19 protein-coding genes and 1 pseudogene are annotated in these 19,072 nt (G+C 56.3%); 8 read left to right on the top strand and 12 right to left on the bottom strand.

What is annotated here, in order from left to right:
* Positions 1–35 precede the first annotated feature (35 nt).
* Positions 36–647, bottom strand: coding sequence for a membrane-bound lytic murein transglycosylase EmtA (gene emtA / locus C1N69_RS13320; RefSeq protein ID WP_025756867.1), 612 nt, complete (start codon positions 645–647; stop codon positions 36–38).
* 106 nt (positions 648–753) lie between these two features.
* Here emtA and ldcA point away from each other — a divergent pair, with 106 nt between their 5' ends.
* Together ldcA and C1N69_RS13330 are read left to right on the top strand one after the other, a co-directional pair.
* On the top strand, positions 754–1,668 hold the full coding sequence (ldcA, locus tag C1N69_RS13325) for a muramoyltetrapeptide carboxypeptidase (RefSeq protein WP_155031359.1): 915 nt from the start codon (positions 754–756) through the stop codon (positions 1,666–1,668).
* Positions 1,669–1,765: 97 nt separating this feature from the next.
* Positions 1,766–3,499, top strand: coding sequence for a potassium/proton antiporter (locus C1N69_RS13330; protein WP_025756869.1), 1,734 nt, complete (start codon positions 1,766–1,768; stop codon positions 3,497–3,499).
* Here the strand turns inward: C1N69_RS13330 and C1N69_RS23165 are convergent.
* From C1N69_RS23165 to C1N69_RS13340, 3 genes and pseudogenes are all read right to left on the bottom strand, one after another.
* Positions 3,437–3,577: pseudogene (locus C1N69_RS23165) on the bottom strand (hypothetical protein); the annotation flags it as partial. The gene C1N69_RS13330 and the pseudogene C1N69_RS23165 sit on opposite strands and share 63 nt — an antisense overlap.
* A 14-nt stretch (positions 3,578–3,591) precedes the next feature.
* A complete protein-coding gene (dadX, locus tag C1N69_RS13335; RefSeq protein WP_025756870.1) occupies positions 3,592–4,662 on the bottom strand; it encodes a catabolic alanine racemase DadX in 1,071 nt (356 codons plus the stop codon).
* Positions 4,663–4,671: 9 nt separating this feature from the next.
* Positions 4,672–5,970, bottom strand: a complete 1,299-nt coding sequence (locus C1N69_RS13340) for a D-amino acid dehydrogenase (protein WP_155031360.1) — start codon at positions 5,968–5,970, stop codon at positions 4,672–4,674.
* Between the two features lie 321 nt (positions 5,971–6,291).
* Between C1N69_RS13340 and C1N69_RS13345 the strand changes: the two genes are divergently transcribed.
* On the top strand, positions 6,292–7,824 hold the full coding sequence (locus C1N69_RS13345; protein WP_025756872.1) for a SpoVR family protein: 1,533 nt from the start codon (positions 6,292–6,294) through the stop codon (positions 7,822–7,824).
* A 112-nt stretch (positions 7,825–7,936) separates the two neighbouring features.
* Here C1N69_RS13345 and fadR read toward each other — a convergent pair whose 3' ends face one another.
* Positions 7,937–8,656: a fatty acid metabolism transcriptional regulator FadR gene (gene fadR / locus C1N69_RS13350; protein WP_025756873.1), complete on the bottom strand. Its 720-nt coding sequence runs from the start codon at positions 8,654–8,656 to the stop codon at positions 7,937–7,939.
* Between the two features lie 201 nt (positions 8,657–8,857).
* On the opposite strand from fadR, the gene nhaB reads away from it, so the two are divergent.
* Entirely contained in the window at positions 8,858–10,396 is a 1,539-nt protein-coding gene (nhaB, locus tag C1N69_RS13355) for a Na(+)/H(+) antiporter NhaB (RefSeq protein ID WP_047958930.1), read from the top strand.
* Positions 10,397–10,468: 72 nt separating this feature from the next.
* Entirely contained in the window at positions 10,469–10,999 is a 531-nt protein-coding gene (gene dsbB, locus C1N69_RS13360; RefSeq protein WP_045285485.1) for a disulfide bond formation protein DsbB, read from the top strand.
* 127 nt (positions 11,000–11,126) lie between these two features.
* Here the strand turns inward: dsbB and C1N69_RS13365 are convergent, their stop codons facing one another.
* The 3 genes from C1N69_RS13365 to C1N69_RS13375 form a co-directional block, all read right to left on the bottom strand.
* Positions 11,127–11,567: a YcgN family cysteine cluster protein gene (locus C1N69_RS13365; RefSeq protein ID WP_095450103.1), complete on the bottom strand. Its 441-nt coding sequence runs from the start codon at positions 11,565–11,567 to the stop codon at positions 11,127–11,129.
* A gap of 93 nt (positions 11,568–11,660) precedes the next feature.
* Positions 11,661–12,320 (bottom strand): fumarylacetoacetate hydrolase family protein, encoded by a 660-nt coding sequence (locus tag C1N69_RS13370; protein ID WP_155031361.1) that lies wholly within the window; start codon positions 12,318–12,320, stop codon positions 11,661–11,663.
* A 47-nt stretch (positions 12,321–12,367) separates the two neighbouring features.
* Positions 12,368–12,643, bottom strand: coding sequence for a YcgL domain-containing protein (locus tag C1N69_RS13375; protein WP_025756878.1), 276 nt, complete (start codon positions 12,641–12,643; stop codon positions 12,368–12,370).
* 123 nt (positions 12,644–12,766) lie between these two features.
* On the opposite strand from C1N69_RS13375, the gene minC reads away from it, so the two are divergent.
* From minC to minE, 3 genes are read left to right on the top strand one after another with little or no spacing between them, the layout of a single operon-like run.
* Positions 12,767–13,474: a septum site-determining protein MinC gene (gene minC / locus C1N69_RS13380; RefSeq protein WP_025756879.1), complete on the top strand. Its 708-nt coding sequence runs from the start codon at positions 12,767–12,769 to the stop codon at positions 13,472–13,474.
* A gap of 23 nt (positions 13,475–13,497) precedes the next feature.
* Entirely contained in the window at positions 13,498–14,310 is an 813-nt protein-coding gene (minD, locus tag C1N69_RS13385) for a septum site-determining protein MinD (RefSeq protein WP_013096144.1), read from the top strand.
* A gap of 3 nt (positions 14,311–14,313) precedes the next feature.
* Positions 14,314–14,583 (top strand): cell division topological specificity factor MinE, encoded by a 270-nt coding sequence (gene minE / locus C1N69_RS13390; protein WP_008500504.1) that lies wholly within the window; start codon positions 14,314–14,316, stop codon positions 14,581–14,583.
* 72 nt (positions 14,584–14,655) lie between these two features.
* On the opposite strand, the gene rnd is transcribed toward minE, so the two are convergent.
* The 4 genes from rnd to tsaB all read right to left on the bottom strand — a co-directional run bounded on the left by rnd (position 14,656) and on the right by tsaB (position 19,058).
* Complete coding sequence (rnd, locus tag C1N69_RS13395; protein WP_095441644.1) at positions 14,656–15,783, bottom strand: ribonuclease D; 1,128 nt, start codon at positions 15,781–15,783, stop codon at positions 14,656–14,658.
* A gap of 71 nt (positions 15,784–15,854) precedes the next feature.
* Positions 15,855–17,540: a long-chain-fatty-acid--CoA ligase FadD gene (fadD, locus tag C1N69_RS13400; protein WP_123072414.1), complete on the bottom strand. Its 1,686-nt coding sequence runs from the start codon at positions 17,538–17,540 to the stop codon at positions 15,855–15,857.
* Between the two features lie 203 nt (positions 17,541–17,743).
* A complete protein-coding gene (locus C1N69_RS13405; protein ID WP_155031362.1) occupies positions 17,744–18,325 on the bottom strand; it encodes a Slp family lipoprotein in 582 nt (193 codons plus the stop codon).
* 37 nt (positions 18,326–18,362) lie between these two features.
* Positions 18,363–19,058, bottom strand: coding sequence for a tRNA (adenosine(37)-N6)-threonylcarbamoyltransferase complex dimerization subunit type 1 TsaB (gene tsaB / locus C1N69_RS13410; protein ID WP_155031363.1), 696 nt, complete (start codon positions 19,056–19,058; stop codon positions 18,363–18,365).
* Positions 19,059–19,072 lie beyond the last annotated feature (14 nt).

Here is a 19,072-nt window from a genome sequence, read left to right on the forward strand (position 1 = left end):
AAATCGGGCAGCGTGACCGCCGCCCGTCTGCGGCATTACATGGCATCCATCGCTTTCTGTACTTTCCAGATATAACGAGGCGCCTGTGGTGCCGGATGATTTTTCACCACATGCTCAAAGAATTCGTCTTTGTCCATGCCGTTAATCTCTTCTATTGCCTCTTTGCGGTCTGATGAGAAGGTCCTGAGCAACGCGCCGGCACCGTTGACGTAAGAGACCACCAGCGCGTACTGCATCACATCCGGATCCTCAATGCCCTTCAGCACGCCATGTTCCATAATGCTCAGATAGGCTGTGCCCATTGAAATGTTGCGCTCCGGGTTCTTCAGCTCGCTGGTTGACGGCTGGCCGCTCCAGCCCATATAGCGGTACACTTCTCTCCCCGCCGTTGACGCTTTAAGCTGCATCAGCCCTACCGCGTTGGACTTGCTGACAAGCGTGGGGTTACCTCCGGACTCCACCGCAATAATCGCCGTGATCAGACGCGGGCTGACGCCCCAGGCCTTCCCGGCTTGTTCACTGATCGGCATCCACTGCATCGCCCGCTTCACCGGCACTTCCGGGTTCCACGGCGGATTTTGATAATCATGCTTTGAACTACAGCCAGCGAGCAACACAATCAAAAAAGCAAACCATCTTAATTTCACGTCATCTATCCTTATAGCCGGTCATCGCGGTGCGCCGCCCTTGAAGCAGGCAGCGTATAAGCGGCATGATATAGACAATTAGTTTCTCATTCAGCAAGGAATTGCCATGTCTCAGTTTCATCTCATCGCGCCATCCGGCTACTGCATTAACCAGGACGCGGCACAGCGGGGCGTTCAGCGTTTGCTGGAGTCCGGCCATCAGGTAGAAAATCAGACGATTATCCCCCGCCGCCAGCAGCGTTTTGCCGGCACGGAGGCGCAGAGGCTGAATGATATCAACAACCTGGTGAACCTGAAGGGTGCAAACCAGATCGTTCTGGCGGTACGCGGCGGATATGGCGCGAGCCGTCTGCTGGAGAGTATTGACTGGCAGGGCCTGGCGCAGCGTCAGCAGCAGGATCCGCTGCTGATCTGCGGCCACAGCGATTTCACCGTCATCCAGCTTGGGCTGCTGGCGCTGCATAACGTCATTACCTTCAGCGGCCCGATGCTGGCCGGTAACCTCGGCGCGCCGGAGCTGGACGCGTTTACCATGGACCATTTCTGGCGCGCGCTGCGTAATCCGACCTACAGCGTGGAGTGGCAAGGCAATGGACCGCACTGGGAGTGTGAAGGCCAGCTCTGGGGCGGCAATCTGGCGATGCTGGTCTCGCTCATTGGCACGCCGTGGCTGCCGCACATCGAAGATGGCATTCTGGTGCTGGAAGATATCAACGAACATCCGTTCCGCGTCGAGCGCATGCTGTTGCAGCTTTATCATGCCGGTATTCTTGAGCGCCAGTCCGCCATTATTCTGGGCAGCTTTAGCGGCTCTGCGCCTAATGATTATGACGCGGGTTACACCCTTGAGACCATGATCGACTTTGTTCGCTCGCGGCTGGATATTCCGGTCATTACCGGTCTGGATTTCGGTCATGAGCAGCAAACCGTCACCCTGCCGCTGGGGGCGCACGCCTCCCTGATTCATAATGATTCGGGCAGCCGGCTCACCCTCAGCGGCCATCCTGTCATAAAGGCATAAAAAAGCCGTCAAACCCGCTTAATAAAACGCTGTTGCCGTGGTTAATATGTTAGGGTTTTAGTAACAGCGTTAACATTGAGGTGGGAGTAAGAGAACATTGGATGCCGCAGCGATAATCAGTCTTTTCATTCTGGGTTCGGTCCTTGTAACCAGCAGTATTTTATTAAGTTCATTTTCATCGCGTCTCGGCATACCTATTCTTGTTATTTTCCTTGCCATCGGCATGCTGGCTGGCATTGATGGCATCGGTGGTATTCCTTTCGATAACTACCCTTTCGCCTATATGGTGAGTAACCTTGCGCTGGCCGTGATCCTGCTTGACGGCGGGATGCGCACCCAGGCGAGCTCCTTCCGCGTGGCCTTAGGGCCTGCACTGTCGCTGGCAACCGTCGGTGTGTTGATAACCTCAGGCCTCACCGGGATGATGGCCGCCTGGCTTTTCCATCTCAATATCATGGAAGGACTGTTGATTGGCGCTATCGTCGGCTCAACCGATGCGGCAGCCGTGTTCTCCCTGCTCGGTGGTAAAGGGCTTAACGAACGCGTGGGCTCCACGCTTGAGATTGAATCCGGCAGTAACGATCCGATGGCGGTGTTTCTCACCATCACGCTTATCGAGATGATTCAGCAGCACGAAAGCGGGCTGAGCTGGATGTTTGCGTGGCATATCCTGCAGCAGTTCGGCCTGGGGATACTCATCGGCCTGGCGGGAGGGTATCTGTTACAGCAGACCATCAACCGCATATCGCTGCCGCTGGGGCTCTACCCGCTGCTGGCGCTGAGCGGCGGCATTCTTATTTTCGCCGTCACCACAGCGCTGGACGGTAGCGGCATTCTCGCCGTTTATCTGTGCGGGTTCCTGATGGGCAACCGCCCTATCCGCAACCGTCATGCCATTTTGCAGAACTTCGACGGCCTGGCCTGGCTGGCGCAGATCGGCATGTTCCTGGTGCTGGGGCTTCTGGTGACGCCCTCGGACCTGCTTCCCATCGCCATTCCGGCGCTGCTGCTGTCGGCGTGGATGATCTTCTTCGCCCGTCCGCTGTCGGTGTTTGCGGGGCTGCTGCCGTTTCGCGGCTTCAACCTGCGCGAGCGCGTCTTTATCAGCTGGGTGGGCCTGCGCGGCGCGGTGCCGATTATCCTTGCCGTCTTCCCGATGATGGCCGGTCTGGATAACGCCCGGCTGTTCTTTAACGTGGCGTTCTTCGTGGTGCTGATTTCGCTGCTCTTCCAGGGAACGTCCCTCGGGTGGGCGGCGAAAAAAGCCAAAGTGGTGGTACCGCCTGTGGGCTGGCCGGTGTCCCGCGTCGGGCTGGACATCCACCCGGAAAACCCGTGGGAACAGTTTGTCTATCAGCTCAGCGCCGACAAATGGTGCGTGGGTGCCTCACTGCGCGATTTGCACATGCCCGCCGACACGCGGATTGCCGCCCTGTTCCGCGATAATGTCCTGCTGCACCCGACCGGCAGCACCCGTCTGCGCGAAGGGGACATTCTGTGCGTGATAGGCCGCGAGCGCGACCTGCCCGCGCTGGGCAAGCTGTTCAGCCAGTCGCCGCCGGTGGCGCTGGACCAGCGTTTCTTCGGCGATTTTATTCTGGAAGCCAGCGCCAAATTTGCGGATGTGGCCCTGATTTACGGTCTGGATGAGGGGGCTGAAGACGGTGATAACCAGCAAACGCTGGGCGAAATCATCCAGCAGCGGCTTGGCGCGGCCCCGGTAGTGGGTGACCAGGTGGAGTTTGCCGGGATGATCTGGACAGTTGCCGAAAAAGAAGATAACGCGGTACGGAAAGTCGGCTTGAGGCCGAGGGAAGAGGACGTGGAGTAGTTTTTTTGCCGGGTGACGGCTTCGCCTTACCCGGCCTACAAAACCCTCGAACGTAGGCCGGGTAAGCGTTAGCGCCACCCGGCGAACTCAAGTTACACCGTCACAACAGGCACTCGCGGTGCCAGCGCGCACATCAGTTCATACCCTACAGTCCCCGCCGCGGCGGCCACGTCATCAATTTTGATTTCGTTACCCCACAGCTCGACCGGTGAACCGATGCCCGCCTGCGGGCATGGCGTCAGGTCAACGGCCAGCATATCCATCGATACGGTGCCCACCGTTCCCGTGCGGACGCCATCCACCCATACCGGCGTCCCGGTCGGGGCGATGCGCGGATAGCCGTCAGCATAGCCGCCTGCCACAATACCAATCCGCTGCTCACCCGTCGCCCGGTAGCGGCTGCCGTAGCCCACCGTGTCGCCGGCCTTCAGCGTCTGCACGCCAATGATTTCACTGCGCAACGTCATCACCGGCTTCAGGCCGCTGTTGGCAATATCCTGCCACTGGCCTGAGGGTGACGCACCGTACAGTACAATCCCCGGACGCACCCAGTTGTAATGCGCCTCAGGATGCCACAGGGTCGCTGCGGAGTTTGACAGCGAGCGCGGGCAGTCCAGCCCCTCTGCAGCCTGCTCAATACGGACCATGGCATCAGCAATGCCGTCCGGTTTTTCCGCATCGGCAAAATGGGCCATCAGCGTCATTTCACCCACGTTCTTCAGGGCGCGCAGCTGCTGCCAGACGGTATGTACCCGCTCAGGCTGGAAGCCCAGGCGGTTCATGCCGCTGTTCACCTTGAGATAAATATCCAGCGGCGCATGGAGCTTCGCATCCTGAATCGCCTTAATCTGCCAGTTGCTGTGAACGCTGGTGGTCAGCCGGTACTTATCCAGCAGCGGCAGGTCGTCGGCATGGAAGAACCCCTCCAGCAGCAGAATGGGCCCTTTCCAGCCGCGCTCGCGCAGCAGAATGGCCTCTTCCAGATTCAGTAACGCGAAGCCGTCGGTGGCGCTCAGCGCGCTCCAGATACGGTCAATGCCGTGGCCGTAGGCATTGGCTTTCACCACCGACCACACGCGGGCGCCAGGTGCTGCCCGGCGAACAATCTGCAGGTTATCCTTCAGGGCCTGCAGGTTCAGCTGAGCGAGAACAGGACGGGACATGACAGCTCCTTAGTTATGCGCGCCGTGCAGGTGCTGTGGACGCGAAGGCGTAAACCCCGACTGATAGCGTGCTGCACTTAAATCGTCAAACGGAATTGCCGGCGTGCGCCCGGAGATCAGATCGCTCAGCAGCTGGCCCGAGCCACAGGCCATCGTCCAGCCAAGCGTACCGTGTCCGGTATTGGTCCACAGGTTTTTGTATGGCGTGCGTCCGACTATCGGCGTGCCATCTGGCGTCATTGGACGCAGACCGGTCCAGAAGGTTGCCTGCTCAACAAAACCGCCGCGCGGGAAGAGATCGCCCACCACCATCTCCAGCGTCTCACGGCGCGGCTGCAGCAGTTCGGTGTTAAAGCCGACAATCTCCGCCATGCCGCCTACGCGGATGCGGTTATCAAAGCGGGTAATGGCAATTTTGTAGGTCTCATCCAGAATGGTCGACACCGGCGCCCCGCTCTCCTCTTTCACCGGAATGGTCAGCGAGTAGCCCTTCAGCGGATAAACCGGAATATCGAGAATGCCTTTCAGCATCGCGGTGGAGTACGAGCCAAACGCCATGACGTAGGCATCGGCTTTGATCACCTCTTCACCACACTTCACGCCATAAATTTTTTCCCCTTCCGACAGCAGTTTGTCGACAGAGGTGTTGAAGCGGAACGTCACGCCCGCCTGCTCGCACATTTGCGCCAGACGCTGCGTAAAGAGCTGGCAGTCACCGGTTTCGTCATTCGGCAGACGCAGACCGCCCGTCAGTTTATGCGCTACTTCCGCCAGGGCCGGTTCAACCTGACCAAGCTGGCTGGCTTCCAGCAGCTGATACGGTACGCCGGCATCTTCCAGCACGGCGATGTCACGGGTCGCATTTTCGTACTGTTGCGCCGTGCGGAACAGCTGCAGCGTCCCGCCCTGACGACCTTCATACTCAATCCCGGTTGAGGCGCGCAGCGCTTTCAGGCAGTCACGGCTGTATTCCGCCAGGCGCACCATGCGCCCTTTGTTCTCCATATAGTGGCGGGTGTCGCAGTTGCGCAGCATCTGCCACATCCACTTGAGCTGGAACTGCGTGCCGTCAAGGCTGATGGCCAGCGGCGCATGGCGCTGGAACATCCATTTAATCGCTTTCAGCGGAACACCCGGAGCCGCCCACGGCGCCGCATAGCCCGGGGAGATTTGCCCGGCGTTCGCCGCGCTGGTTTCCAGCGCAGGGCCTGGCTCACGATCGATAACGGTGACGTCATGTCCCGCCTGACTTAAATACCAGGCGCTGGTTACCCCAACGACACCACTTCCCAGTATGACAACACGCATAGCCACTCCATTATGTGCAAAAGAACAATCTTCTAATTACAGATTGATAACCTAGTTGAAAATATTATTCAACATACGACTTTTTTATGGTGACTTGCCTCACACATCCCCCAGCATCAGGGGATAGGGCTAATTTGGGATCTCCTGCTGCGCGTTATTTTTAGCCAGCATAATATGCTGAGAGATACCGTTTTTTTGCCGTATCAAAAACGCGAAATCGCAAAGAAAAAATTTCTGCCCCAGCACGCTTTTTAACACGTTGATCTATGCTTGAAAGGAGGCTCTCCAGACAGAGAGAGCACCCACAACGAGGGCGCGCTAATGGCTACTATTGATTCCCTGAACAAGGACAACACACGTCTGAGCGATGGACCCGACTGGACCTTCGAGCTGCTGGATGTCTACCTCGCCGAAATCGACCGGGTCGCGAAGCTGTATCGCCTGGATACCTATCCCCATCAGATTGAAGTCATTACGTCCGAACAGATGATGGACGCCTACTCCAGCGTCGGGATGCCAATTAACTATCCGCACTGGTCGTTCGGTAAAAAATTCATTGAAACGGAGCGGCTGTATAAGCATGGCCAGCAGGGGCTGGCGTATGAGATTGTTATAAACTCCAATCCGTGTATCGCCTATTTAATGGAAGAGAACACCATTACCATGCAGGCGCTGGTGATGGCGCACGCCTGCTACGGGCATAACTCTTTTTTCAAGAACAACTACCTGTTCCGCAGCTGGACGGACGCCAGCTCCATCGTCGATTACCTCATCTTCGCGCGTAAATACATTACCGACTGCGAAGAGCGCTACGGCGTGGACGAAGTGGAAAAACTGCTCGACTCCTGTCACGCGCTGATGAACTACGGCGTTGACCGCTACAAACGCCCACAGAAAATCTCCCTGCAGGAGGAGAAAGCCCGGCAGAAAAGCCGCGAAGAGTATCTGCAAAGCCAGGTGAATATGCTGTGGCGTACCCTGCCGAAGCGTGAGGAGGAGAAAGCGGTCGCCGAAGCGCGTCGTTATCCGTCTGAACCGCAGGAAAACCTGCTCTATTTTATGGAGAAGAACGCCCCGCTGCTGGAGTCGTGGCAGCGTGAGATCCTGCGCATCGTGCGCAAGGTGAGCCAGTATTTCTACCCGCAAAAGCAGACCCAGGTGATGAACGAAGGCTGGGCGACATTCTGGCACTACACCATTCTCAACCATCTTTACGACGAGGGAAAAGTCACCGAGCGGTTTATGATGGAATTCCTCCACAGCCACACCAACGTGGTGTTCCAGCCGCCCTATAACAGCCCATGGTATAGCGGTATCAACCCGTATGCGCTTGGTTTTGCCATGTTCCAGGACATTAAACGTATTTGTCAGTCGCCAACCGAAGAAGACAAGTACTGGTTCCCGGATATCGCCGGCTCTGACTGGCTGGAAACGCTGCATTTTGCGATGCGTGACTTTAAGGATGAGAGCTTTATCAGCCAGTTTATGTCGCCGAAGATCATGCGTGATTTCCGCTTCTTCACCGTGCTGGATGATGACCGTAACAACTACCTGGAGATTTCAGCGATCCACAACGAAGAGGGTTACCGGGAGATCCGCTCTCGCCTCTCTTCCCAGTACAACCTGAGCAACCTTGAACCGAATATTCAGGTATGGAATGTGGATTTGCGCGGTGACCGTTCCCTGACGCTGCGCTATATTCCGCACAACCGCGCGCCGCTGGATAAAGGACGCAAAGAGGTGCTGAAGCATGTGCATCGCCTGTGGGGCTTCGACGTGCTGCTGGAGCAGCAGAATGAAGACGGGAGCGTCGAGCTGCTGGAGCGTTGCCCGGCGCGGTTGAATACGCTGTAGTTTTTTTGCCGGGTGGCGGCTACGCCTTACCCGGCCTACGGGTTTTGTAGGCCCGGTAAGGCGTAGCCGCCACCCGGCGAAAAAAAACCTCTCATACGAGAGGTTTTTTATTTCAGCGACTCTGAATCGCTAAATCACCCGGCAGGGTTTTCTGCATCCGGTGCCAGATTTCACCGGAATCGTGGCCGTAGCGACGCACCGTTTCATAAACCTGATCGTGCAGGCCTTCGGAACAGAGCTTGCTCAGCTTATGGTAGAAGCCCAGCGCCAGACTACGCGCCTCAGGGTTGGCAAAGTAGTGGCGGCCGATGCGGGTATAGAGCCCTTTCATACCGTTAAGGATAAGACCGTATACCGGGTTGCCGGAGGCGAACGCCAGACCGCGAAACACGTTGTAATCGAGGGTGGCAAACGCGTCGGCGTGATCTTCCACCTCGTTCGCGCTGGCCAGCACCGCAAGGGCATCGTCCGGGTGCTGACGAAAAGCCGTGCGAATAAAGATCGTCGCGATGTTGGTGCGAACGGAGAGCAGATTATCAATGAGCTGCGGCACGCTTTCATGATCGAGGCGCGCCAGCGTTTCAAGAATATTCAGCCCGGAGGTTTCCCAGAAATTGTTTACTTTTGTTGGCTTACCGTGCTGGATCGTCAACCAGCCATCGCGCGCCAGCCGCTGGAGCACTTCACGCAGCGTGGTGCGAGTGACGCCAATCAGTTCAGAGAGTTCGCGTTCAGCAGGAAGAATGGACCCCGCAGGGAAACGATTATTCCAGATGCTTTCAATGATGTACTCTTCCGCGAAACCCGCCGGGCTCTGCGCCTTAATGACCATAGTGAGATTTCCATTACACAGCTTTAGCAAATTGGACTCATCATACCAGAGGCACGCAGTGGCAGGTAGCGCGGCAACGAGAGAAAAGAGGGATCACCGTTTCATTTTTGTGAAATTTACAATGCGCGCTGATCCGCGTCCGGGCCGTGATTTTTGCGTATACTGATGTTTTGTCTTACTTGACGGGGAAGGACGTCTGTCGTGGAAATTTCTTTTGGTCGCGCACTGTGGCGCAATTTTTTAGGCCAGTCTCCTGACTGGTACAAACTGATACTTCTGGTGTTCCTGGTTGTTAACCCTCTCCTCTTTTATGTGAACCCGTTCGTTGCCGGGTGGCTGCTGGTGGCGGAATTTATCTTCACCCTGGCGATGGCGCTGAAATGTTATCCTCTGTTGCCCGGCGGCTTGCTGGCGTTTGAAGCCGTGGTTATCGGCATGACCCGCGCGGAGCACGTCAAAGCGGAGCTGGCGTCAAATCTTGAAGTGCTTCTGCTGCTGATGTTTATGGTGGCGGGCATCTACTTTATGAAACAGCTGCTGCTGTTTATCTTCACGCGTCTGCTGCTCAGCATTCCGTCGAAAATGTTCCTCTCGCTGGCGTTTTGCCTGGCGGCTGCCTTCCTGTCAGCCTTCCTGGACGCGCTGACGGTTGTCGCGGTGGTGATAAGCGTCGCGGTGGGATTCTACGGAATCTATCACCGTGTCGCTTCATCTCGTCCGGGCGAGGATCTGCAGGATGACAGCCACGTCGAAGCGCATAACCGTGAAGTCCTGGAACAGTTTCGCGCCTTCCTGCGCAGCCTGATGATGCATGCCGGCGTCGGTACCGCCCTGGGGGGCGTTATGACGATGGTGGGTGAGCCGCAAAACCTGATCATTGCCAAAGCGGCAGGCTGGCACTTCGGCGATTTCTTCCTGAGAATGGCACCGGTGAGCGTACCGGTGCTTTTCTGCGGTCTGGCGACCTGTCTGCTGGTGGAGAAATTTCGCCTCTTTGGTTATGGGGCGCAACTCCCGGAGCCGGTGCGCCAGGAGCTGCATAAATTCGATCTTCAGAGCCGAAGCCAGCGGACGCGCCAGGAGACGCTGCGTCTGATTGCCCAGGGAATTATCGGCGTCTGGCTGATTGCGGCGCTGGCGCTCCATCTTGCCGAAGTGGGACTGATTGGCCTGTCGGTCATTATTCTCGCCACCACCTTTACCGGCGTGACCGATGAACATGCCATCGGTAAAGCCTTTACCGAAGCCTTGCCGTTTACCGCCCTGCTGGCGGTATTCTTCGCCGTCGTGGCGGTGATTATCGACCAGCACCTGTTCGCGCCGATTATAGCCTTTGTTTTACAGGCCGCACCGGACGCGCAGCTCTCGCTGTTTTATCTGTTTAATGGCCTGCTCTCGTCGATCTCCGATAACGTCTTTGTCGGGACGGTCTACATCAACGAAGCCAAAGCCGCCATGGAGCAAGGCGTCATCAGCGCCGGTCAGTTTGAGCTGCTGGCCGTGGCGATCAATACCGGCACCAACCTGCCGTCGGTGGCAACGCCCAATGGCCAGGCCGCTTTCCTGTTCCTGTTGACCTCTGCCCTCGCGCCACTCATACGGCTTTCTTATGGAAGGATGGTATGGATGGCGCTGCCCTATACGCTGGTGCTCACGTTCGTGGGATTGCTTTGCGTCAAAATTACCCTCATTCCCTGTACGCAGTGGATGATACAAGCGGGTATACTTGCGGCGCAGTAAAACAGGTATCGGTGGCGCGATAAATGAATTAGTTTACAATGCGCTTTCTAAGCATGTTCCAGGGAAATGATTATGTTGAGATTTTTAAACCAGTGCTCCCGCGGTCGCGGAGCGTGGTTGTTAATGGCCCTGACCGCCTTTGCGCTGGAAATGGTCGCGCTGTGGTTCCAGCATGTTATGGGGCTCAAGCCTTGCGTGCTTTGTATTTACGAACGCTGCGCGCTGTTTGGCATTATGGGTGCAGGCCTGGTCGGCGCCATTGCGCCGAAATCGCCGCTTCGTTATGCCGCGATTGCGATCTGGTTGTACAGCGCCTGGAAAGGGCTTGAACTCTCCTGGCAGCACACCATGATGCAGCTGCATCCGTCACCGTTTATGACCTGTGATTTTGCCGCCCGCTTCCCGAGCTGGCTGCCGCTGGATAAATGGCTGCCGCAGGTGTTCGTTGCATCCGGTGACTGCTCCGTTCGTCAGTGGGAATTCCTGACCCTGGAGATGCCGCAGTGGCTGGTGGGTATTTTTGCCGCCTACTTCGTCGTGGCGCTGCTGGTGTTGATTGCTCAGCCGTTCAAACCGAAGAAACGCGATCTTTTTGGAAGGTAAACGCAAAACGGCAACCTCGGTTGCCGTTTTTAGTGTTTGCGCCCTCTCCCGTGGGAGAAGGTTGGGCTGAGGGCATCAGGCCGCACAGACACAAATAAAAAAACCGCCTCGGCGGTTTTTTTTATTCTCAACGGGTCGGGTGATTCATGATGTGGTCTTCCCAGTCACGCACCTCGGACTCTTTCACCGCAATGTGGCGTACTGAGATACGTTCGCCGTGCATCGCCGCTTTTGAACCGGTGAGCAGCGGATGCCATGCCGGCAGATCTTTCCCCTCCGCCAGCAGGCGATACGCGCAGGTATGCGGCAGCCATTCAAAGGTGGGCAAGTTCTCACGGGTTAACTTGATGCAGTCTGGCTCGAACTCGAAGCGGCGCTCATAGTTGCGGCACTGGCAGGTTTTAATGTTTAACTGCTTGCAGGCCACGTTGGTGAAGTAAATTTCGTCCGTGTCTTCATCCATCAGCTTGTGCAGGCAGCACTGCCCGCAGCCGTCGCACAATGATTCCCATTCCGCGTCAGTCATGTCGTCGAGAGTTTTGCTTTGCCAGAAAGGGATGTTGTTCATCGGGATGTCCACACGTCAAAAGAAAGCGCACCTTATAACGAGTCTGGCACGTTGTTGCAAGTTTTGCCGCCCTCTTCAGGCGGCAAAGTGGGATTACAGCACGCGGGTTTTCAGCGCCAGGCCGTTAAAACCGACTTCCAGTTCATCACCGCTCGCCAGCGGGCCCACGCCTTCAGGGGTACCGGTCAGGATCACATCCCCCGGCTTCAGGGTAAAGTAGCGGCTCATGTAGGCAATCAGCGGCACAATCTTATGGATCATGTCAGCCGTGGTGCCCTGCTGGCGGATCTCGCCGTTAACCTTCAGGCTGAGCTCTGTGTTCTGCGGATCGTTGGTAAATTCGCTCACCGGAATAAACGCCGAGATGGGGCAGGAATTATCAAACCCTTTGGCTTTTTCCCACGGCTGCCCGGCTTTCTTCAGCTTGCCCTGGACATCGCGCAGGGTCAGATCCAGCGCCACGCCGTATCCGGCAATCGCTTTCTGCACATGCTCTTCAGAGGCCTGTCGCAGCGTCGCGCCAATCAGCACGGCGAGTTCAACCTCGTGATGCACCGAACCGAGCCCCTGCGGCAGCGCCAGCGGCTGGCGGATATCGCACAGCGCCGTTTCTGGCTTGATGAACAGGACCGGCTCTTCTGGCGTCGCGCTGCCCATCTCCTGGATATGTTTGGCATAGTTGCTGCCCACGCAAACCACTTTGCTGACGGGATAATCCAGTAATGCCCCTTGCCAGTTATGATGTTGATACATGGTCGACCCCTAAACGGTTGATGTGTTGTGCCCGGAAACAGTTGAGGCTATTTTTTCCCGTTCGCCTCAAGATGCTGTTTTAATAAATTCTCGGGTGGCGGTGGAAGCTGTAAATAATAGCCTTGTTCGGCTAATGCCGTTTTCACTTTATCCAGATCGGCATTCACCAGTTTCTTACGACCATCGAGCGGCAGCAGCATCACCAGCTGTGGTCGGCCAAAGTTCTTCATTAATTCTTCAGGCACGCGTGAAAAATCGTCTTTCTTTTCGACATAAAGATAGGTCTGGTCACGGCTTGTACTTCTGTAGATCACACAAAACATGTTTTTACTCTGAATTAATGGGTGGTTGCTTGCCTCAATATACTCCTGACTATAACATGCCTGATACTCTTCGGAATATCGCAGCGAGTGGTTGCGGTTAATAGCAAATTGAGTAAGGCCAGGATGTCAAACACGCCCATCGAGCTTAAAGGCAGTAGCTTCACCTTATCAGTGGTACATTTGCATGATGCAAAACCCGAGGTTATTCGTCAGGCGTTAGAAGACAAAATCGCCCAGGCTCCCGCCTTTCTGAAACATGCCCCTGTTGTGATCAATGTCAGCGGTCTTGAGGCGCCGGTTAACTGGAAGCTTCTCCAGCAGGCGGTCTCCTCTACCGGACTGCGTATTGTGGGCATCAGCGGCTGTAAAGATCCCGAGCTGAAAGCGGAAATCGACCGTGCGGGGCTGCCGCTTCTGAATGAAGGCAAAGAAAAAACCCCGCGTGCGGCACCCGTTGCCGTCGAAACGCCCCCTCCTGCGGTGCAAAACGTTACAACCATCACAAAAACGCGAATGATTGATGTGCCGGTTCGTTCCGGTCAGCGCATTTATGCGCCAAACTGTGATCTAATTGTTACAAGCCACGTCAGCGCTGGCGCTGAGCTGATTGCAGATGGCAATATTCACGTTTACGGTATGATGCGTGGACGTGCGCTCGCCGGGGCAAGTGGCGATCGGGACGCGCAAATTTTTTGTACTCATCTGACGGCGGAACTGGTCTCCATCGCAGGTGAATATTGGCTGAGCGACAAGATCCCAGCCGAATTTTATGGCAAAGCGGCTCGCCTGCTTCTGGCAGACGACGCGTTGACCGTTCAACCGTTGAATTGATCCCTTTTTAACAAGGAATTTCTATGGCACGCATTATTGTTGTTACTTCGGGTAAAGGAGGCGTTGGCAAGACCACCTCCAGCGCGGCCATCGCTACTGGTTTGGCCCAGAAGGGAAAGAAAACCGTCGTTATCGACTTCGATATCGGTCTGCGTAACCTCGACCTCATCATGGGATGTGAGCGTCGCGTCGTGTATGACTTCGTTAACGTCATTCAGGGCGATGCCACGCTGAACCAGGCGCTGATTAAAGACAAACGCACCGAGAACCTCTACATTCTCCCGGCTTCTCAGACGCGTGACAAAGACGCCCTGACCCGTGAAGGGGTGGAAAAGGTGCTCGACGAGCTGAAAAAAATGGAGTTCGACTTCATTGTCTGCGACTCCCCTGCCGGCATCGAAACCGGTGCCCTGATGGCGCTCTACTTCGCCGATGAAGCGATCATCACCACCAACCCTGAAGTGTCATCCGTGCGTGACTCAGACCGCATTCTGGGGATCCTCGCCTCTAAATCCCGTCGTGCGGAAAATGGCGAAGACCCGATTAAAGAACACCTGCTGCTTACCCGCTATAACCCGGGTCGCGTGAACAAAGGTGATATGCTGAGCATGGAAGACGTGCTGGAGATCCTGCGCATTAAACTGGTGGGCGTTATCCCGGAAGATCAGTCCGTGTTACGCGCCTCTAACCAGGGTGAGCCCGTGATCCTGGATACAACGGCAGATGCAGGTAAAGCGTATGCTGATACTGTTGACCGTCTGCTGGGAGAAGAACGTCCTTTCCGCTTCATTGAAGAAGAGAAGAAAGGTTTCCTCAAACGCCTGTTCGGAGGATAAGTTATGGCATTACTGGACTTTTTTCTCTCGCGGAAAAAGAACACCGCCAACATCGCAAAAGAACGTCTGCAAATTATCGTTGCGGAGCGTCGTCGTAGCGACGCCGAGCCTCACTACCTGCCGCAGCTGCGTAAGGACATCCTGGAAGTGATCTGTAAGTATGTGCAGATTGACCCGGAGATGGTGACGGTGCAGCTGGAACAAAAAGACGGGGATATTTCGATTCTGGAGCTGAACGTGACGCTCCCGGAAGCGGAAGAGTCCCGTCCGTAGGTTTGTGATTTCATAGCCCCGGTAAGCGCAGCGCCACCGGGGGAATATGCCGGGTTATCACCCGGCATATTTTTATCTCGGATAACCTTCCAGCAGCGTATTCAGGCGATCGGCCATCAATTCCCCACGCCAGCCCGCCATCATTTCCGGTAAGCCAGTCTGCGGCTTCAGCTTCCAGTGCCAGTTCAGCAGCTGATTAATCTGTCGGCGTGATGCGAGCAGTTCAGCACTCAGCTTGCTTTCCGTAGCAACGGCCTGAACCAGGGCTTTAATGTCCTTGAACGCCTTGCGGTAGCCCGGCATATCCATCAGATTCAGCAGCGGTTCCGGCAGCTTGTCATCAGGCAATTCCTGCGCTTTCGCAACCAGCGCCAGCAGGGTTTTACCGTGGAAACGGATCTCACTGCCCGAAAGCCCAATGCTGTCCAGTTCGCCCAGGCTGCCCGGCATATAGCGTGCCACCGCCCAGAGATGCTCTTCACGCACCACAAAGTTAACCGCCAGATCGCGCTCGCGCGCTTTACGCAGACGCCAGTCCGCTAACAGCTGCAGGCAGGCCAGCTGACGCGTACGCAGTTGCCACGCGTTGCTGATATCGCGCCAGGCCTCTTTCGGGTCCACCACTTCCTGGCGACGCTGCTGGGTCATACGGCACTCATCCAGCGCGGCAGGCAGCCAGCCAGAGGCTTCCGCCTCTTTCATCAGCTGTCCGGCAATCGGCAACAGGTAAAACACATCTGCCGCCGCATATTCCAGCTGACGCTCGGTAAGCGGACGCGCCAGCCAGTCGGTACGGGATTCGCTTTTATCCAGCGTCAGCCCCGTGTACTCCTCCACCATGGCGGCAAAGCCCCATGAGAGAGGACGATTACTGAACGCGGCAAGGATCTGCGTATCAATCAGCGGCTGGGGCATGATGCCAAAGGTGTTCAGAAAGACTTCCAGATCTTCACTGCCTGCGTGCAGGTATTTGGTCACGGCGGTATCGAGCAGCAGGTCGCGCATCGGCGTCCAGTCGGTAATACCTAGAGGGTCAATCAACGACACGTGTTTACCGTCGTACATCTGTATCAACCCCAGCTGCGGATAATATGTCCGGGTACGGACAAACTCGGTATCCAGGGCAATGGCAGGAAAGTCGCGCGTCACTTCGCACAGCGAAGCCAGCTCGTCATTGGTCGTGATCATCTGGTAATTCAAAACGGGTTCTCTTTTGTTTGCGCCCATAAAAAACGCCGGCTTAACCGGCGTCTGGGCGATTAGCGTGAAGCTCAGGCCTTATTGTCTACTTTGCCACGGGCTTCGTCACGTAATTCTCGTCGTAATATCTTTCCGACGTTGGATTTCGGCAGCTCATCGCGGAATTCAACCAGTTTCGGCACCTTGTAGCCCGTCAGCTGACGACGACAGAACGTGACCAGTTCTTCCTCGGTGAGAGAAGGATCTTTCTTGACCACAAATATTTTGACCGCTTCACCGCTGCTGCCGGAAGGCACCCCGACGGCCGCCACCTCGAGTACGCCGCTGTGCTGCATCACCACGTCTTCGATCTCGTTCGGATAGACGTTGAAGCCGGAGACCAGGATCATGTCTTTCTTACGATCGACAATGCGCAGGAAGCCCTCTTCGTCCATCACCGCGATATCGCCGGTATGGAGCCAGCCGTCTTTGATGATTTCATCGGTGGCATCAGGACGCTGCCAGTACCCCAGCATGACCTGAGGTCCTTTGACGCACAGTTCGCCTGGTTCACCCGGCGCGACTTCATTATCGTTATCATCGACCAGTTTGGCCTCCGTGGACGGCACCGGCAGACCAATGCTGCCGCTGTGATAGTCGATATCATGCGGGTTCACGCTGACCAGCGGCGCACATTCCGTCAGACCATACCCCTCAAGCAAATACTGCCCGGTGAGCTTTACCCAGCGCTCAGCGACCGCCTGCTGAACCGGCATGCCGCCGCCCGCAGAGAGGTGCAGCGTGGAGAAATCCAGCTGCTGGAACTCTTTGTTGTTCAGCAGCGCGTTAAACAGGGTGTTTACCCCGGTCATGGCGGTGAACGGGTATTTCGCCAGCTCTTTCACCAGCCCCGGAATATCGCGCGGGTTCGTAATCAGAACGTTCTGGCCACCGAGCTCAATAAACAGCAGGCAGTTCATGGTCAGTGCGAAAATGTGATACAGCGGCAGCGCGGTAATGACCAGCTCTTTGCCAGGATGCAGCAGCGGCCCGTAAGTGGCATTCACCTGCTCAAGGTTTGCCAGCATGTTGCGGTGGGTCAGCATCGCCCCTTTGGCCACGCCGGTGGTACCGCCGGTGTATTGCAGGAACGCCAGGTCTTCCGATACCAACTCCGGCTTAACGTACTGCATACGGTAGCCCGCATGCAGGGCTCGGCGGAAAGAGATGGCATCCGGCAGGTGGTATTTTGGCACCAGACGTTTGATGTATTTAACGACAAAGTTAACCAGCGTGCCTTTGGCGGTGGAGAGTTGATCCCCCATGCGCGTCAGGATGACGTGTTTAACCTGGGTTCTGTCGACCACTTTTTCCAGGGTATGGGCAAAGTTGGAGACAATCACAATCGCGGCCGCGCCGCTGTCGTTCAGCTGATGCTCCAGCTCGCGCGGGGTGTATAGCGGGTTGACGTTGACGACAATCATCCCGGCACGCAGGATACCAAACAGCGCCACCGGATATTGCAGCAGGTTTGGCATCATCAGCGCGACGCGGTCCCCTTTTTGCAGTCCCAGCCCTTCCTGCAGATAAGCCGCAAACGCCCGGCTACGCTCCTCAAGCTTACGGAACGTCATCACCTCGCCCATATTCACAAATGCGGGCTGGTCCGCGTAGCGCCTTACCGAATGCTCAAATAATTCCACCAGGGATTGATAACGGTCAGGATTGATCTCCGCAGGCACATCTGCGGGATAACGGTTAAGCCAAACCTTTTTCAATGCATCACCTCTGAACTGAGTGTTCGTCGTCATCACAACCCCGATAATAAACAGTTTGTTAACATTATATTAACTCAGCGTACCAGTTTATTAATTGTCCAGATTTAAGGTTGCGAAGCGCGTCACTCTTTTTTTTCGTTGTAGCCGTAAAAAAACAGAGACAGCGGCTGAGCCGCTGTCTCTTTTCTAACAATAACAGTAAGTTACTCAGTAACGATGGTCTGTACCTGTGCAGGTCCCGGGTTATACCAGCCCCAGCCCGGGTAGCCGTAACGGTAAGGGTGTGGACCCCACATCCACGGATCGATCGGCTGAGGCGGCATGATCACCTGCTGTGCCAGCCGCCAGCGTTTATAGCCGTTAACCTGCATGGTCATAAATTTATACGGCGTATTACCGATTTTGCCCTGCACCGCGCCGGTTATCGGCCCGACGACGGTCACCAGCTGTCCGCGAAAATCGACCGGATCGAGGAAACCACTGACGTCCGCATAGATACGTCCGCGGGAGGCCTCACCCAGCACAGGGCGTGCGCCGCTGTCCAGGGGAACGGTCGCGATCTCCAGACGGGTTTTCCCCTGCTGGTTTTGCACATCAACCACTTTCCCGCCGAAGCGCGCTTCCTGCCCGACGTAGAGCTCAGGGGCATTCATCACCCGCACCAGATCCTGCTGTGGTGTCGGGCTGGAGCCCTTAATCGCATCAGGCACGGAAACGCATCCGCTCAGTGCTATGGCAACAGCGCCTGCCATAAAAAGGCGTACTACTTTAGTCTGAACCGCCATGATGCGACTCCTTTTTCTCAGTTCCTGTTACTGAGATTCACTCGCGGCCCGGAAGTTTCTTCCATGCGACGGTGTTTCGCAAATAAACCGGCTCCGCGTGTTCCACGGCAACGGTTTTTCCTGCTGCAAGCAGCTGGCTGGCAATCGGAAGCATATCCTCTGCCGCAGGCAATAGCATGTTGCCGTCCACCAGCGTCACCCCGGTATCCTTCGCCATATCAGGCCACGCAGGCCAGCCCGTGCCGACGGTCGCCCACTCACCGGAGAGCTGTTTCAGTCGTTCGGTCACCGCTTGTGGCTTAAGTACCGCTTCCGTCTCTTCGCCGTGCCACACGCCCTGCGCGTCGCGGGTGTATTCAGCCCAGTAGACTTCGCCCATACGGGCGTCAATGGCGGCCAGGACGCGGGTGGCCCCGGTCATACGCCAGGCACCCTGCGCCATGGTGGCGAGGGTAGAGACGCCAATCATCGGCAGCTCAGCGCCCAGCGCCAGCCCTTGGGCAATGCCAATGCCAATACGCACGCCGGTAAAACTGCCCGGGCCACGGCCAAAGGCCAGCGCGTCGAGGTCGGTTAAGGCGGTATTGCTCCGGGTTAAGATCGCCTTAACCAGGGGCAGAATGCGCTGGGTGTGTTCCCGTGGGCACTCTTCGAAGTGAGCAGAAACAGCACCGTCGTTCAACAGAGCAACAGAGCAAGCCTCTGTTGCGGTATCAATAGCCAGAATTCGCATCAGTCGTCGCGCTC

It is taken from the genome of Enterobacter sichuanensis (genome assembly GCF_009036245.1).
Classification (GTDB): domain Bacteria; phylum Pseudomonadota; class Gammaproteobacteria; order Enterobacterales; family Enterobacteriaceae; genus Enterobacter; species Enterobacter sichuanensis.